This window comes from Sphingobacterium sp. Ag1, from assembly GCF_000988325.1.
Taxonomy (GTDB): domain Bacteria; phylum Bacteroidota; class Bacteroidia; order Sphingobacteriales; family Sphingobacteriaceae; genus Sphingobacterium.
Window position 1 is genome coordinate 473,567 of the sequence record NZ_LBGU01000044.1, and the last position, 16,596, is coordinate 490,162.

Sequence of the window (16,596 nt, forward strand, 5' to 3'; positions counted from 1 at the left end):
TATTAATACTGTAGATCTGCTGGAATGTAGGCCAGTAGGCTTATAGATTTATTTAGTTTGAAGCGTAGGTGAACGGGAAATCAAAATAGAAAATAGATCCCTTATCCTTGGCGCTTTGAACGTGTATCTGTGAACCATGTTTTCGCAGGATTTCTGCGACCAAATATAGGCCGATGCCAAATCCAGATATGTTAGAAGTATTTAGGTTATCCACCCGATAGAATGATTTAAAAATATTCTTTTGATGTTTGGGCTCGATCCCAATCCCTTCATCCTGAACATATATACGTACTTTTTCGCCTATTATCTGCGTGCCAATAATAATCGTTCCGCCGTGGGGAGAGTATTTTATGGCATTGTTAAGTAAGTTGGCAAAAACCTGATCCATTTTGGGCCAGTCAGCTAAAATATGAACGGTAGGATCGCAACGCAGTTCAATGCTGTGCCGATTCGTTTCCAGATCATTAATACAGTCCCGCATTAATTTGTCAAGCTGAAAAGTGGTTTGGTGAAGTTGCAATTTACCTTCGTCTACCTCCGTTATACTTAGAAAATCCGCAATCATGAGCATCATTTTTTTTACTTGGGATTCGATCTTAGTTCCTATCTGGGCACTTTTTTCACCAAATATAGTTGCATGCTGTTGCATCATCTGCGCACTCATCAAGACTGTGGTGAGCGGTGTTTTGAGTTCGTGGCTTGCTACGGATATAAACGTATTTTTTCGCTTCTCTTCCTGCTTTTTTTCGGTGATATCCCGTGCAATTTTTGATACACCAATGATCTCGCCGAGATTGTTTTTTATGGGGGATATCGTCAGCGACAAATCGACCAATTTGCCTGATTTTGTCTGCCGAACAGTTTCAAAATGCTTGATGGAATGCCCCATGCGCATTCGCCCCAGGATATAATCTTCTTCAGAATGCCTATCTCGTGGAATTAATTTTAGGATGGACTGACCGATCATTTCCGCGTTTGAATAGCCAAAAAGATTCGTCGCAGCGTCGTTCCAGCTGGTTATAATACCGTCTAGGGTCTTTCCGATAATCGCATCGTAGGATGAGTTAACAATGGCTGCGAGTTCGGCACTTTTTTCTGTCGCTTTTTTCTGATCTGTCACATCCATAAGCGCTCCGATAATTCTGCGCGATTCTTTGCTGCCGCTAAAGAAAGCCGATCCCGTGATTTTTACAAAGGCAATCCCATGTGTGATAGGTCTTATAATGCGGCAGGTAAACTCAAAATGGCCGTCCATTTTATTTTCGCTCAGCCCTTTCATTTGCTGGAAAATAGCGGATTGATCGGCCGGATGGATGAGCGTTATCATCGCTTCTTTCTTTTGGATTGGGGCAGAAAGTTCCAAAATTTCTTGAGCCTGTGGGGAAAGTTGAACTATTCCTTTCGCAGCGTCCCAATCCCAGGTCCCAAGTCCGGTAGAGGCGATGGCAAGGCGAAGTCGCTCTTCCTTCTCTTGCAGGATTGCTGTGAGTTTATCTCTTCTTTTTTCTGCAAGTACGGCTTCCGTAACATCTTTGGTAAAACACATCGAATGGACAAATTCGTCGTCCTTCATCAAAGCACTGGAATTTATAACAACATGCTTTATATCTCCATTTTTGCACCTCAGACTTGCTGGATAATCCACCACACGTTGATTATTTAAAAGCATGTGTAGGATTTTCGAAATGGTATCCTGATCTGTGTGAAAGTCTGCAATGGGGAAACCAATATATTCTTCCTTACGATAACCAAGAAGGTCAAGTTCAGCTTGATTGGCCCAAATAATAACCCCTTCCCGGTTAACCCAATGTAGTGCTAATGATGCACTGTCGATAAAGTCAGTTAGTTCAGTAATCCGGTTGTTGAGCTCGAGATTTTCAATTCGTAATTGTTCTATTTGTTCGGAGCTGTTCATAAAGATGTCGTATGGTGTTATAAAGACAATTATATGGATATAAAACTACTTTAAAAAAGGTAAAAGTACGGGTCATCTTAATGATAAATAACAAAAATCGCACTAAACCATGTTTGAAGCTATTTAAAGCAAACAAAAATTGGGTGACGGCAGTTTGAAAATAATAATATCGAATAATTTTAAGTATAATATTTTATGGCGGACAGCAAAAAATAGAGGCTATTATATCCTAGACAATAATAAAACATCAATTTATAGTGCCCTTGCTGCCAATCTACTGATAGCGCTGACCAAATTTATCGCCGCATCTTTTACCAACAGTTCTTCTATGATTTCTGATGGAATTCATTCCACAGTTGATACGGCTAATCAGCTGTTGATATTATATGGATTGAAACGTAGTAAAAAGGCGCCCGACCAGTCTCATCCCTTTGGTTATGGAAAAGAGCTTTATTTTTGGTCCTTTGTGGTTTCTATTCTCATATTCGGTTTGGGTGGAGCGCTGTCCATCTATCAGGGATTGATGCATATACGGGAGCCCGAATTGATGAAAGATCCTTTCTGGGATATATCGTCTTGATTCTCGCGCTTATTTTTGAGGGTACTTCCTTTATTATTGCTGTAAAAGCATTCAACAAAGCCTGAAAGGGGGGTGGCTGTTGGGATACGATCATTAAAAGCAAAGACCCCTCCAGTTTTCTTGTTGTTTTTGAGGATGGAGCAGCAGTGGCGGGACTATTGATTGTCATGATCCTCATGTCGCTAAGCCATTCCCTGCAGATTCCCGAATTGGATGGATTAGCTTCTGTAATTGTTGGGGTGCTGTTGGTTTTGTTTCGTTTATTCTCGCCAGGGAAAGTCGGAGCTTGCTGTCTACCTAACAGTCTCTTGAAGACGTTATACTGATGCTTATCATTGATTTTAAGGATGATCTTGATACAGAAGATATTACCGAAGCAATTGCCCGCATCCGCACACGCATTAAAACCGAATTTCAATTTATCCATTATGTCATTATCCAACCAGAATAAATTCTATTCATTCAATTCCTGTAAAATTCCGCGATAAGGGGCGTAATGGCCTGTTGTGATTTTACTGTAGGCTATAGGTAAAGTGAAAAATTTTTATAAACTTCGGAAAGTTTACCAAAGGAGGGAATGGAAAACGTTTCAATTATCGATCAATGAACGGGTATAGAATTTTAGGCATAGCTTTCATTAGTTTTGCAATTATATCCTGTGGAAAAAATGATTTATCACAGGATAATTTAGGTACTGGAGAGGAGGGAAAGAATGGGACTAGCCCGGGACCGGCCCCGGAAAACAAAGTTCCGGAGCTTAGCATATGGCATTGGGGCTCTGAAAAACGTCCTTATGGTATCAACAATGTGATTATGGATGAGGCCAGGATGAGTGAAACCATTGACAGCTATATTCAAAATAAAGTTACTCGGGTATATGGCGGATATTCGAAGATTCCTGCACACCCGATACAGAAAGAAAATCTTGCCAAATGGAACAGAAAACTTAAGCAACTGGGCATAAAATCTATTTATCTAATCGGAAATGAACAGTGGATATATCCTGAAAATCGTCAAATGATGATAGATTATATTCTGGAATATTACGTTAAATTTAATCTTTCCGTCGATGTAGATGCAAAACTTCAAGGTTTGCATTTGGATCTTGAGCCACATCAGCTAAAAGAATGGAGTGTAGCATCCATACATAGGAAGCGTGAACTTTTGTATTTATTGAAAGATACCTACCGAGATCTTAGGCTAACCTTACTCCATTATGGGATGGAAAAGGATGAAATAATGGCTGATATTCCAACTTGGTTTGATGAAATGAGTGCTATCGGCTGGGCATCAGAAATCGAAAAATACAATTGGTTTAACGATACAATGAACTACATCAACGGATTCACCATTATGGCTTATGAATTAGCATCAATACCAACCATCGTTCAGCGTACCAATTGGGAAAGGAATAATTTTAAAGCAAACATTCAAATCGGACTCGATGCTGATGAGATAGGTCGTATCTGGAATAGCAAATCAGCCATAATTAATGCATTGCGGGAAATTAATGTGCAAACCCGAGCGCCAATTGCTGTCCATAATTATACGACATTTATGGAACAATAGCGGTTTCAGGTGAAATTCCATATTTATTAAGGAAATATCTTATTATTAATTGAAACTTGGTCGTGATAAGATAGTTATTGGTCAAATTTGATGTTCGATGTTGCGATGTAGTTGAATAGCTACAGAAAAAACAAGTCTAGGATATTTGATAAGTTTAACTGACTGATTTTTCTATTTTAGCCATCAATTCTAATTCCAGCCTGATTGCCATGAAAGGGAGGGAATTCAGAAGATCGCTAAAAGATATGTTTGTTACGACCCTAACCATAATAACGCTATTTTGCGCAGGCTATCTCCTCTTTTTGAATTGTTCGAAAGGACAGATGTTATGCAATAAATTCCTGATGATTTTCTTGCTAATTGCCGCATGTCATCAAATTTTAATTTGTGGTTTAAAGATTTGGTCAGCGGATGAGGTCTATTTGGTTCTTTGCCTACCCTTTGGGCTACTGTTTGGGCCCGCTATTTTATTGTTGGTAAGTAGCTTAAAGTCCAAAAATATAGGTTGGCAGTTTATTTTCCACTTTATACCATTTGTCGGTAGCTTATTGTTGTTTGGTATTGTAAAATTGAAATGGTGGATCTTAGATGGATTTGATGTTGACGACACCTTGTTGGTTCACTTAATGTCATTCGTGCATTTTTCCAGTTATCTGACGTATGTGGGGTTAAAAAATCAACAGGAAACGGGTGTAGATCTATTTAGGCTGATGAAAAGATATGGGAGTAAAGTTTATTTCCCTATCGTATTTATATTTCTGCTCATTGTAGAAATTCTGATTATGATCGGTCACTATAGAAATGTCATTATCCATGAGATATTTGTGCTTTCATTTTTTTTAACGTTCCTTTCGTCTTTGTTTATATTTTATTTCACTTATCTGCGACAATCTGAGGGAACAAATTCAGAAGAACTCACATTAACCATCGCGGTAAGCGATGCATTATTGTGTAAAATAGAAAATATTGACTCGAATGTAACATCGTTGGATAAACGGGAACAGCTTTATCGTCGACAGCTCGAACAGTTTATCCATACCAAAGCTTATTTGGATACCGAACTTAATAAGGAGAAGTTCAGTCATCAGCTTGGAATACCGCTGAACAATATATCTCCGTTCCTTAAAAAGGAGTTCGGCAGAGGATTTAATGCCTTTATTAACCACCTTCGCGTGAATTATGCAGCAAAACAGTTGAAAAATACTGAACTTCAAACGACAGTTGATCATTTGAGTTTTGTCTGCGGATTCAATTCACGAGCTTCATTCTACAGAAGTTTTCAGGCCGAATTTGGCTGTACACCCCTACAGTTCTGCAAAACTGCTTCCTAGCCATCTATTTTCTTTTTACTTTGAGCTGCATCTAGCCGCTAGGATTATGCTTTTTCGGTATAACTGCTGTCCCCATGAGCACCCGGTAAAGCGGTCCCATTTTACCCCCCTTATAATATTCTTAAAATTTATCGGATTTCATGTCGTCGTTATTTGTTCGACCGCTTTGAAGATGACGGCTTTGTCATTTCGGTTGTAGGCAATTTCAAGTATCAGACTTTACATTACCCTTATCCTTTAACCATATGTATTCAGGGAAAATTGTGCTGTATTTTGAAAGGATTGCGAAGTGAACCGTTTTCAATGCTGTCCCTTACCGTTTGGATTGAAACGAAAGCTACAAAAACCTAACGACGATCCGTCTTATCTGATGTGAATGGGAAATATGCTGGCTATCAGTCGAGATTCTTCTCGTGGATCAAATTTTGTCTTTTTCAGATTGTCTCTTTTTCAACCAATCTGAAATCTTCTACCATTTAAGATTTTAGTTTCACTGAAAATCTGCATATTTTTTGTAAGCTGATTTTGGTAGTTAATGTATTGATATTGTGATTTTTGTGTTTTGTTTTTTTGTTTAATGCTTTGTCTTTGTTTTTATGGAAAATGGACCTATTTGAAAGTGAGACATTTTTTGTTTTGTGGATAATCAATTTTGTATCAGCGTTCCAATCACGATGTTTTTGTGCTGTAGGACAAGCAATAATTATCTATTAAAAATTTAAATAACACAAAAAATGTATTATGATTACTACCTCTATTATTTAAGCTACATAGGAGCTTTGTACAATGGTTACCCATTGGTCGTAAGGATTACCGCAGCCATGGTATTGGGGCTATTGGGCCTTGTCTTGTTCGGTATTGTCCGATTACTCTATATCGGCTATCGCATTAACAGGACGGAAAAACAGCGGAGGAAAATTCGTGAGCATTTCGATGAAAAGTTGGCTTTTGTTATGACAGCAAAGAATAACTATGATGTGGATGAAATCCGAGAACTGTTACACTACGATGTTTCGAGATCAAAAAAATGGAGAACGGATGCATTGACCGATATCGTTCTCCACGTAAAAAATGAGTCATTCAAAAGCGGTCGGCTAAATGAGCTTAATTACAAAAATTGTTTAGAAGCACTCAGACTCATGGGTTTTTGGGAAAAGCGTATGCGTACACCTGGATTGTCCAAACGTAGGGAGGCTTTACAGGTTGTGGGTGAGTTCAACATTGGGGTGAACAGCGGCATTCTTTCCAAATCCATGTTTCATAAAGACAAAGATCTACGAAAGACCGCACGAGATTTATATGCAAGTCAGGAAAATTATAATCCCTTTCGTTTTATGGAGGAGAATTTCGATGAAGCATTTACACAATTGGATAAATTGCGCCTTCATGCTACATTGTTGAAACGTTCGCGGGAAATTAAGCTTCCAAATCTTCTCCGTTGGATTAATAATTCCAGAAATGTTAACTATATCCAGTTCATTATACAGGAAATAGAGTTTTTTGAGCAAAAAGAAGCTTGTCCTGCTCTTCTTGAAATGTTGGAAACGCAGGAAAATAGAGATATCCGCGCACAAATTGTTTTGACCTTGGGGAAGCTTGAATACAATGATGGTATTTCAGAGCTTATCAACCGATTTTCCCTTGAATCGTCTATTGTACGTGAGGCAATTGTGAAAGCAATGGGCAAATTGAAATCCAAGAAAGTTATCCCGTTTTTAACAGATACCTATTGCTTTTCTGACGATGATCATTTAAAAATGTTAATCGCCCGTTCCATCAAGGCACAGGGAAAAGAAGGGGAAATTTTACTTCTCCATCTTCAGGAGGAGGCGATTTTGCAGTCGCGTGAAAAGGAGAAATTACTGTTAAATCAAGTGTTTGCAGAAAGATTAGTTATATCAGTTTAAAATTTATTTAAGATGGTCTATTTTTTTACCTATCTCATTTATTTCTATGCCACGACATTGGGTATTTCCTATGTTGTACTTATGGTAATGAGCTATTATAATACCCTCCGTTATCGCTATCGATACACGAAGCGGGAAGAGAACTATTTGCTGGAGTTTCCCGATAAGGCGCCAGGAGTCTCTATTGTCGCACCTGCGTTTAATGAAGAGGTCATCATCTTGGATAGTGTCAATTCGCTGTTGAATCTCGATTACCCCAACTTTGAAGTTGTCGTCGTGAATGACGGTAGCAGAGACAAAACCTTGGATATCCTTTTAACGGAATTTGAGCTGGAAGAAGTTCCGTATTATCTAGTTTATAAAGTGAATTGTAAACCTATTAAACGCGTGTTTCGGTCAAAAAATCCAGCATATAGCCGGCTGATCGTGTTGGATAAAGAAAATGGCGGAACAAAAGCGGATGCTATCAATGCCGGGATCAATGTGGTTCAGAACGATTACTTTATCAATACCGATGTTGATTGTATTCTTGCTAAAGACAGCCTCAGTAAAATCGTCCTCCCTATTTTGGATTCAGAAAAACAGGTCATAGCCGTGGGGGCCACCATGCGTATGGCAAATGGCTGTCGGATCGAAAATGGCGAGATCACACGGGTAAGACCTCCGAAAAGTTTGATTCCTTTATTTCAGGAAACAGAATATTTAAGATCTTATCTGGTAGGAAAAATGGGATGGGATATGATCAATGCTGTTCCAAATGTTTCTGGAGGATTTGGCCTATTTGATTCTAAAGTGATTATTGCAGTAGGTGGTTTTGACTCTTCTTCGCATGCCGAAGACATGGATATCACTACGCGGATTTCTGCCTATATGCTTGAAAATAATCGTGAATATAGGATCGCTCAATGTCCTTACAGTTTGTGTTGGACTGAGGGACCGCCAAATTTAAGCATATTGAACCGTCAAAGAAGCCGTTGGGGAAGAGGCCTGTTTCAGTTTCTTGTCGATCACCGGAAAATGATTTTCAATAAGGATTATGGACGCTTAGGCTTTGTTGTATTACCCTATATGATCATGTTCGAATTCCTAGCTCCTATTATCGAATTTACAGGTCTTCTATTCATGATTTTTCTGCTGATTACCCACCAGATCAACTTCGATACATTCTGGATGATGCTGCTATATGCCTACCTTATTGGATTTTCAGTATCTGTTATCACAGTTTCCTACGATCTGGTTTTGGGAAAACTTTACCGGAACTTTTGGGAATATCTCAAGCTGGTATTATTCTCAGCATTTGAACCGATATTATATCACCCGTTTGTCATCATTTTCACCTTGCGGGGCTATATACAATATTTAACACGGAAAGATATCAAATGGGGAAATATGACTCGTAAGGGGTTTTCTCAGACAAAAAATGCTTAAATGAATTAATAATGTTTAAAAATATCCATAAAACGAAGTTACTTTTAGCTCTTTCAGCATCAATTTATTTCACTCCGGTTGTTTACGGGCAGCGGGCATCGACCACAATTGATAGAAATGAAAAGGCCTACGAAATAAACGAATTATATAAACAGGGGAAATGGGATACGGGAAAGAAGATCGCAGATGCTATTCTCGAAAAAAATCCGGAGGATTCAGATATGCGTATGCTTGTGGGGAAATATTATATTCACCGCAAGGACTATAGCCGAGCAAGATATGAGCTTGTCAAATCCCTCAAATCGGCGCCCGCAAATGTCGAGTCTAAGCATATGTTGGTAGCTGTTGAAACAGAGACCGGTCGATATTCAAGTGCAATTTGCTACGTCAATGAATTGTTGGAGGTTAATCCCTATTGGAAAGGGCTTTGGCGTAAGAAAATTGAGCTTTACCGTCACCTGGGTAATCATGTGGAGGCAGACCGCTTGCTCAAGCGGATTTCCCAAATCTATCCGGAGGATAGCCAGCTAAAAAAAGATCAGGCTTATCTGGTCGAACAGCGGCTTCTGCAGGTAAAAAAGGAAGGGAAGATGGATCAATCTATTGAAGCGACTAAGAAAATGATTGATGAGCGTCCACTTCAATACTGGAACTATATGCCTTTAATCGACAGCTACATTAAGGTTGGAGATTATGCCAATGCCCTGGTTTATACTGAACGAGCGTTACATCAATTTCCTGCAAGTGATGCGCTGTTTCAGAAGAAAATCGCTATCCTTGAGCACGATCAACGTTATCCTGAGATTCTATCGCTCCTCAATGCCCGCATCAAAGGTGGAGCCGGAAATATCCCTATGCTACAGAAACAATATCGCTATTTCCTAAAGGAAACGGCACGGAGTGCTAAAAATAATGAACCAGCAACACTTTACGGAAAAATTTTTGAGGAAGCACCAAAAAACAAGGAAGCTTTTAATTATGTGTTCAACGACCTTCTAGCGAAATCACAATACGACGAAGCACTTGCAGTGCTGAAGAAGCACAAGGTGCATGTGGGCGGTAGCAAACGAATCGATATGCTAGAACTTATGGTTCACAAAAGAATGGGAAATCAGTCCAGGGTAACCGCGTTGACCAAATATCTCTTTACTAAATATCCCGGAGATACGGAACTCAGAGAGTCAGTTGTTGGAATCAGCCTTCAGGAGGCCAAGAACAATGTGTTGGAGAGTAATGTGGCAGAGGCAATCCTGGACTGGCAGGAAGCAATACGCTATGGCGACCCAGAATCTATACGTATTGCAAAACGTGGGCTTTACGGCGCTTACATGACATCGGGACGCTACGGCGAAGCACTTTTGAGCTTGAATGATTTGCTATCTGCTGAGCCGGATAACCTAGATCTACTGTTAAAGAAATCTGAGATTTACATGAAACAGGGCGCATATAAGCTTGCGCTGGAGACCTATGAGCAGGTGCTAACAAAGTCATTGCCCGAAGATCGCCAACGTTATATCGGTGGTTACAGCGAAATGATTTCACCAATAGTCAGAAGTATGCGTGAGGATTATAAGCTTCCTGAAGCGCAGCGACTGGTCAAAGGATGGCTTATTATTGACCCCACCAATCAAGAAGCACTGCTCAATATGATCAATATCAGCTTTATGTTAAAGGATCAGGAAGCGATGCTTCTGTATGCACAACGTGCCGAAAAACAATACGATGATCCTAAGTTCAAAATTAAATTGGCGGAGGCACTAAACCAACAGCCCGAACAAATTCCTCATTCTTGGAAGATGCTTCATGAACAGGTGGAAAAACGCCCTTACCATGAACCATTGGTTAATACGTTTGTTAGCACAACGCAGGTGTATGCTAAGCAGCTGCTCAATGAAAAGAATCACCAGGCCGCGCTATCCGTTATTGACAAAGGATTACTGTGTAAAGACAACAAAGATCTTAAGCATTTAAAAGGTCTCGCTTTCGAAGGTCTTCGAAACTTTGATTCCGCGTATTACTATCAGAAGTTCTACGAACCGTCGCTCCTTGAATTGGATGATTTCAAAGCACATCTCAATTATTTAGCGCAGAAAACTTTTGAAAATTATATTGCCATTTCGCATTTACGTGCAAGATTTGGTGATGATAATAGAATATCCTCAATTTCCTCTTTCGAATATGGACGCTTGCTAGCGGATGGTTCTTCCTATGTGGGACGTTTACACTATACAGGCAGGGAGGAAGGTAAAGGGGTACAAGCGCAGGTGGAGTGGAGCAGACCCTGGACTACTAAATTCTCAACACGAATTGACGCTGCCCTTGCCAACAAATATTTTGCAAAGATCGCTGTTGATGCAGCAGGGCTTTACGAGTGGAAACCTACTTGGGAAGCAGAGGTTGGTCTTGGTTACAGAAGATTTTTTACTGGACAGCACCTTTTCAATCTTAATGTAGGCTTGACGAAAGAAATTGCTGATTTTCGTCTGGGAGCTAAATGGAACAACTACTTGCTTGACAGCGAAGGGGAGCGCATTTACCTATATAGTGTGCTTGCAAAGGCACAGTATTTTATGAACAACCGAAAAAACTATCTTATAGCGACTGGAAGTATAGGTAGCGCGCCGGATGCCGACCTATTGAACAATCAGCTATATAATAGTTTCAATGTTTTTAATGCGATGGTCGGTGCGGGTGTGGGCAGGTCGTTTTCGAAAAATGTAAGTGCAAGCATGATGGGTACTTGGTATAATTTCCAAGCTGCAGGCACTGTCAATGGGAGCAATTACAAAAACTTGTATAACCTTTATGTTCAGCTTTATGTCTCATTTTAAACTCTTTTTATCCGTTTTGCTATTATGTCCGCTTTACCTATCTTGTAAGGATAAAGGTGTAGACTTTTCGCGTGATGAGTTTTTGATAACATCCAACGGAGACGAAGAGAGCACTGTGGCGGCAGATTACCTTTACCAACATATGAGCGGTCGTGCAGGTGCAGCCAAAAGCTTGAATTTAATACGTTCAGATGAAAATTTGGCCAATTATCATGGCGAAAGGATCTATCTGGAAGTAGTGCCTGATATGGATCATGATTTTGAAATAAAAAACGGAGTCCATAGCCTTGCTATTTTCGGAAAAGACAGGTCTGTATTAAGATGGCTAAGTTATATGCTAATCGATCATATCAGCAAATTTCAGCCACTGGAGGTTGCGGACTTACCGCCAGCATATATAGATTTTGAGGATAGGACCGGTTCTTTTGCTTTTCGTTACCGAGAGCCACATTTTTTGCCGAACCTAGATGAAAACAATCTTGGCATATTGAATACGCATAGTATTGAGCGCGAGTGGGGAATCTGGGGACATAATTTATATAAGGTGCTTCCGCAGGATTTGCCTTCCGATGCCTATGCACTTGTCGATGGGAAAAGGAACAGACAGCAATATTGTCTTTCCTCAAACACCATGTTTCAAGCCCTGGAGCGGTTTATTAGCGATCATTATGGCGTGAGCGAATCCAAATGGTTTATGATCGCTCCCAATGACAATGATCTGGTATGTAGCTGTTCAAAATGTCGTAAGCTGGGCAATAAACCTGGCGAGGCAACTGCTGGAGTTATTGCTCTTTTAAACAGGTTGGCAACACGCTATCCGTCGCATCATTTTTTTACGATGGCTTATCGGACTACAAAAAATGCCCCTTCGACACAAACAAATAAGAACGTCGGCGTTTTTATCAGTACGATTGACCTGCCCACGCAGGGGGACCTTGACCTCAATGACGCACATGTGCAGGCATTTTCAAGTCTGGTAAATGATTGGCGGAAACAATCAGACCAACTATTTCTTTGGGACTACGTAAGTAATTTTGATGACTACCTTACCCCATATCCCGTCTTATCCAGAACGAAATCGCACCTCCGATTTTTTCAATCATTGGGTTGTCAAGGAATTTTCATGAATGGGAGCGGTTATGACTACTCGAGTTTCGACGATGTAAAAACCTATGTGTTAAGTGCATTGATGATTGATACGCAGCTATCGGTAGAGAAGCTGGTGGCCAACTATTTCAAAAGATTTTATCCCGTCACTGCTAGCTTGCTAACATCCTATTATCTACAATTGGAAAGAAGAGCCGAAAAGGAAAACAGCGCTGCTGACATATACACAGGTTTTTATACGGCTAAGAGAAATTATTTTGATTCAGAAAAATTCCTGGAACTATTCAAGGATATACAGCGTCTGGAGCCACAGACAAATGGAGTAGAAAAATTACGTCTAGCTAAGCTGATAACCGCGATGAATTATACTTCATTGCAGATTTGCTATCAGCAAGGGTTTAGGGCCGGTGGATTTATGAAAATAAAAGATGAAGAACTTGTCATCGCGAATACAATTAATGAAGCGTTATTAGGTCTGGAAAAAAATCAGGGAAAAGGAGGTGTGTCCATCTACAAGGAAGAAGAGGGGCAGCTGAGCATATACTGCCATGAATGGCGAGATCAGTTGGAGAGACCTCATAAAATAAATAAAATAGCCGGGTTAAGCGTTTTATCGGCTGACGGGGAACACGAAAACAGTCATTTCCTATTCGACAATGTACTTGGCTTCCGGTCGGATTTTAACCAGGGATGGTTTCTGTGCTCAGCTGACATTGTCATCGACAAGATTTTTTTTCGTCCTTTTAAACAGACGCAGCATTTGAGTATTCGCTTCCTTCTGAACGAGCGTCATCGAATGTTACCACCAGAGGCGATAGAAATATTTGTAAATGATCGTTTTGTTGATCGGATCAGCACAAGCGATCTTGACAAGGAAAATGGATTAATGATATTAAATAAGGATTTAAGGATCAATGAAAATGAAAAACTATATATTAAAATCTACAAAAATAGAACAATCAGAAATTCGGTTATTGCCTGCGATGAGATACAGTTATTTTAGTGTTTTGTTAAGTGTTTTAATGAGTCTCCTGTCATCGAGTTGTTTAGACGTTAAAAACAAGAAGACAACAATAGCGGTAGAAGACAATCAGCGACATTATTACCCTTTATTGGCTGGCCAGCAAAAAGACCTGTCTTTTAATATTAAGAATACAGGGAAAAATCCATTGATAATCACAGATATTATTACTTCTTGTGGTTGCCTGAAAGTTAATGGTGAATCAGGTGCATTTTCTGTCCCTCCGGGCAAAGAGCGGTTGCTCTCGTTAAGTTATAATAGTGCAAAAAACATAGGTTATGTCAAACATTATGTCACCTTATACGGTAATTTTGAAAAATCACCTTTTCGGGAGATTATTTTTGATATCAATGTGGTTCCCAACGCCATGTATACAAAGGATTATGAGGAGCTGTATACAGAGGAAATGAATGCCGGTGGGGGGGTAAAGCGTATGGTGGACGGAGAAGAAAATAATAAAGGATATTACATGGATGAGGACTTTGAAAAAAGTATTCATGACAATAAGTAGCCTTAATTAAATCTTAGTAGTTTAAAAAATAATGATATTTAAATAATTGATTGTAAGTTTGTTCTTTTAATCCAGCGTGATATAATTTGTCATCTATAGGATATTTAGTAGATTGCCGGCTCTTTGTATATACATAATTTTCGATGCGTTCAACTGTCTACGATCCAAAGGCTTTGCTTTTAACTCTTATTGATACCGAGAAGCACCTAAATCTCGAAATCGAGAAGCATTTTTCAAATGAAGGATTTTCAATTGCTGACGATTTAGATCAAGCCTTTGCGGACTTTTTTGGGAGTCGTGATTTGAAGGGAAATGAAGTGGGGTATCTATCCTCACAGCTCACGCTGCTTCAATTGAAAAGAGAAGTAAGGAAGGCTATTGATGTTGTTGTAGATTCTAACCAGTTGCGAGCGTACTATGATTATGTGAACTTAAACGACGCCCATCTACAAATGAAAAGCTCCACTGGACAGCAGAAGTCTCCGAAGATCAGTTTTTGGTGGGCGGTTGTTGCCAGCGTTCTCATCCTACTTGCGATCCTGTTACTTACTATTTAACAAGCTCTTTTTGAGAAACAAAGCGTTGATCTATTTGAGCAAAGTTTTGAAACCTATGAAGAAAGTACTAATAATTTGTTTTTTTCTATTGTTTTGTCAGTACTATACTTTTGGTCAGGAGACCAAGGGAGATGAATTTGACAAGAGATATATTGAAGTGAATGTTTCGCTGGTTGCAACCAATGTTGTAGAAGCTGAGCGTGTTGCCGATTCCTTGTTAGCCGTGGCGTCAAGTGATGAGCAAAAGATTAAATCCTATATGCTTTTGGCCAAGATCTACGAAAATAAGGGTGATATGAGTAAGTCGATCAAGAGCGCCATTAAGGCTAATTCGCTTGCAGAGATGACACTTAATTACTCCTGGCAGGCTGTAACTTCGGGACTTCTGTCAACAACTTTTCGAAGGTTGGGATTGATGAAGGTCTCTGAGCGTTACCTTGTGCAGGCCGAGAAAGCAAATGAGAAGCAAAGTGATAAGGAAAGACAAGTTTTAACAAGGATAAATATAGCACATGAATGGTATTTTCATGCTGTTGCCGAAAATGATTACCATAAGGCAAAAAAGTATGTTCTCCAAGCGGCTTCTAATATTAAGATGGAAGGGAATGAAGATAAGCGTGCCTTGTTAATAAAAGCAACAAACGATCAGCTCAATGCCATTTGCGAACTCCATATAGGAGATATCAACAATACTGATTCTCTTCTTGAAGCCTCGTTGAAAAAGCTGGGAGGTATGGAAACTAACTTAAAGCCCTATATCTATCGCATAATGGCTGAGTCAGCTCTCGCAAAAAAAGATTTAGAGAAGGCAAATCAGTGCCTGAATTTAATCGATCCTTATCTGAAAGAGAAGAATGTGGAAGAACTGGAAATGTTGACTTATGAGACAAAAGCCGTTTACTATAAAATGAGAGGCGATTTTTCTTTATCCAATGACTATACTGCTAAAGCGATACACATTAAGGATAATAGTATAAAAATAGCCCAGCAGATAAGCGATGGTCTAATCGACGAAATCGGCACAGATAAAGAGATTTATGAAAATAGATATATGATGGCTATCGTCGGTCTTGTTCTGGTCGTGTTATGTTTTATTATTTTTAGTGGTTACTTGATCTTGCTAAAGCGCCATTATAAGAAGCGTTATCATCAATTAAGGGAGCGCGATGTTAAGGATCAGGCCCTTGATGCAGGGTCTTCCTCTGTCAGTCATCCAATAGCCCTTTCCAAGCGGGAAATTGAATTAAAGAAAGAGGCCAAGGAAATTAATATTTCGAAAGAAACTGAGGATCGGCTGTATCAAGGTTTTCTGTTTGAGGAGCGCGATCTGTTTTTTATTGATAAAACGACTTCTTTGGCAAAACTCGCTAGCAGTATTGGGACCAATCAACGCTATGCCAGTTATATCGTTCAGAAATATCGAAGTATGGACTTTTACACTTATCTGCAGACAAATCGGATAAACTATATTATCGGCAGAATCAAAAGCGATCCGACCCTTCTTGATTTCAAGTTGGCGCATCTTGCAGAGATGTGTGGATTTTCCTCATTAAGCACATTTTCGACAGCGTTTAAAAATCAAACTGGACTTCCGCCTTCGGCCTTCGTTCACTTTACTAAAAAGGAACTTGAAGAAAGCGGGGGACAGTAGGGTTAACCAAATAGAAAAAGAAATCAATAATTTATTTCCGGAAAGTGTTTTTGGAACCATTTGAGATAAATGGTTTATTGGACGCTATTGCTCCAAGTTTGTTGGAAATGTTGATCTGCTATTTGGCAGAAAGTTTTCTGAGTAAACGAAAATGTGCTCAGTTGAGGTTGTGCAGGAGATTTTCTAAC

The 16,596-nt window shown here is 39.5% G+C and carries 12 protein-coding genes; 11 read left to right on the forward strand and 1 reads right to left on the reverse strand.

The window, feature by feature from the left end:
• Window positions 1-52 precede the first annotated feature (52 nt).
• Window positions 53-1,915 (reverse strand): PAS domain S-box protein, encoded by a 1,863-nt coding sequence (locus tag AAW12_RS22750; RefSeq protein ID WP_046675945.1) that lies wholly within the window; start codon window positions 1,913-1,915, stop codon window positions 53-55.
• 154 nt (window positions 1,916-2,069) lie between these two features.
• Here AAW12_RS22750 and AAW12_RS26695 point away from each other — a divergent pair, with 154 nt between their 5' ends.
• From AAW12_RS26695 to AAW12_RS22805, 11 genes are all read left to right on the forward strand, one after another.
• On the forward strand, window positions 2,070-2,495 hold the full coding sequence (locus AAW12_RS26695; protein ID WP_231585340.1) for a cation diffusion facilitator family transporter: 426 nt from the start codon (window positions 2,070-2,072) through the stop codon (window positions 2,493-2,495).
• A 325-nt stretch (window positions 2,496-2,820) separates the two neighbouring features.
• On the forward strand, window positions 2,821-2,946 hold the full coding sequence (locus AAW12_RS26760) for a hypothetical protein (protein ID WP_262506887.1): 126 nt from the start codon (window positions 2,821-2,823) through the stop codon (window positions 2,944-2,946).
• A 152-nt stretch (window positions 2,947-3,098) separates the two neighbouring features.
• Window positions 3,099-4,064, forward strand: a complete 966-nt coding sequence (locus AAW12_RS22760; RefSeq protein WP_046675946.1) for a hypothetical protein — start codon at window positions 3,099-3,101, stop codon at window positions 4,062-4,064.
• Window positions 4,065-4,408: 344 nt separating this feature from the next.
• The gene (locus AAW12_RS22765) at window positions 4,409-5,395 is read left to right on the forward strand and encodes a helix-turn-helix transcriptional regulator (RefSeq protein ID WP_197084144.1); all 987 of its coding nucleotides are present in this window, start codon (window positions 4,409-4,411) and stop codon (window positions 5,393-5,395) included.
• A gap of 734 nt (window positions 5,396-6,129) precedes the next feature.
• The gene (locus tag AAW12_RS22775; protein ID WP_046675949.1) at window positions 6,130-7,302 is read left to right on the forward strand and encodes a HEAT repeat domain-containing protein; all 1,173 of its coding nucleotides are present in this window, start codon (window positions 6,130-6,132) and stop codon (window positions 7,300-7,302) included.
• A gap of 12 nt (window positions 7,303-7,314) precedes the next feature.
• Entirely contained in the window at window positions 7,315-8,730 is a 1,416-nt protein-coding gene (locus tag AAW12_RS22780) for a glycosyltransferase family 2 protein (protein ID WP_046675950.1), read from the forward strand.
• Window positions 8,731-8,741: 11 nt separating this feature from the next.
• Window positions 8,742-11,561 (forward strand): tetratricopeptide repeat protein, encoded by a 2,820-nt coding sequence (locus AAW12_RS22785; protein ID WP_046675951.1) that lies wholly within the window; start codon window positions 8,742-8,744, stop codon window positions 11,559-11,561.
• Window positions 11,548-13,671 (forward strand): DUF4838 domain-containing protein, encoded by a 2,124-nt coding sequence (locus AAW12_RS22790; protein ID WP_046675952.1) that lies wholly within the window; start codon window positions 11,548-11,550, stop codon window positions 13,669-13,671. Before AAW12_RS22785 ends, AAW12_RS22790 begins: the two co-directional genes overlap by 14 nt.
• Before the next feature lie 19 nt (window positions 13,672-13,690).
• Window positions 13,691-14,200 carry a DUF1573 domain-containing protein gene (locus AAW12_RS22795; RefSeq protein ID WP_053003941.1) on the forward strand — a complete coding sequence of 170 codons (510 nt, stop codon included), beginning with the start codon at window positions 13,691-13,693 and terminating at the stop codon, window positions 14,198-14,200.
• Between the two features lie 143 nt (window positions 14,201-14,343).
• The gene (locus AAW12_RS22800; protein ID WP_046675954.1) at window positions 14,344-14,757 is read left to right on the forward strand and encodes a hypothetical protein; all 414 of its coding nucleotides are present in this window, start codon (window positions 14,344-14,346) and stop codon (window positions 14,755-14,757) included.
• Between the two features lie 55 nt (window positions 14,758-14,812).
• On the forward strand, window positions 14,813-16,408 hold the full coding sequence (locus AAW12_RS22805) for a helix-turn-helix domain-containing protein (protein WP_046675955.1): 1,596 nt from the start codon (window positions 14,813-14,815) through the stop codon (window positions 16,406-16,408).
• Window positions 16,409-16,596 lie beyond the last annotated feature (188 nt).

Excerpts from the sequence above, each read along its gene's own strand:
- AAW12_RS22750 (WP_046675945.1), bottom strand. The coding sequence starts at position 1,915 with ATGAACAGCTCCGAACAAATAGAACAATTACGAATTGAAAATCTCGAG.
- AAW12_RS26760 (WP_262506887.1), top strand. The coding sequence starts at position 2,821 with ATGCTTATCATTGATTTTAAGGATGATCTTGATACAGAAGATATTACC.
- AAW12_RS22760 (WP_046675946.1), top strand. The coding sequence starts at position 3,099 with ATGAACGGGTATAGAATTTTAGGCATAGCTTTCATTAGTTTTGCAATT.
- AAW12_RS22765 (WP_197084144.1), top strand. The coding sequence starts at position 4,409 with ATGATTTTCTTGCTAATTGCCGCATGTCATCAAATTTTAATTTGTGGT.
- AAW12_RS22775 (WP_046675949.1), top strand. The coding sequence starts at position 6,130 with ATGTATTATGATTACTACCTCTATTATTTAAGCTACATAGGAGCTTTG.
- AAW12_RS22780 (WP_046675950.1), top strand. The coding sequence starts at position 7,315 with ATGGTCTATTTTTTTACCTATCTCATTTATTTCTATGCCACGACATTG.
- AAW12_RS22785 (WP_046675951.1), top strand. The coding sequence starts at position 8,742 with ATGTTTAAAAATATCCATAAAACGAAGTTACTTTTAGCTCTTTCAGCA.
- AAW12_RS22790 (WP_046675952.1), top strand. The coding sequence starts at position 11,548 with ATGTCTCATTTTAAACTCTTTTTATCCGTTTTGCTATTATGTCCGCTT.
- AAW12_RS22795 (WP_053003941.1), top strand. The coding sequence starts at position 13,691 with ATGAGTCTCCTGTCATCGAGTTGTTTAGACGTTAAAAACAAGAAGACA.
- AAW12_RS22800 (WP_046675954.1), top strand. The coding sequence starts at position 14,344 with ATGCGTTCAACTGTCTACGATCCAAAGGCTTTGCTTTTAACTCTTATT.
- AAW12_RS22805 (WP_046675955.1), top strand. The coding sequence starts at position 14,813 with ATGAAGAAAGTACTAATAATTTGTTTTTTTCTATTGTTTTGTCAGTAC.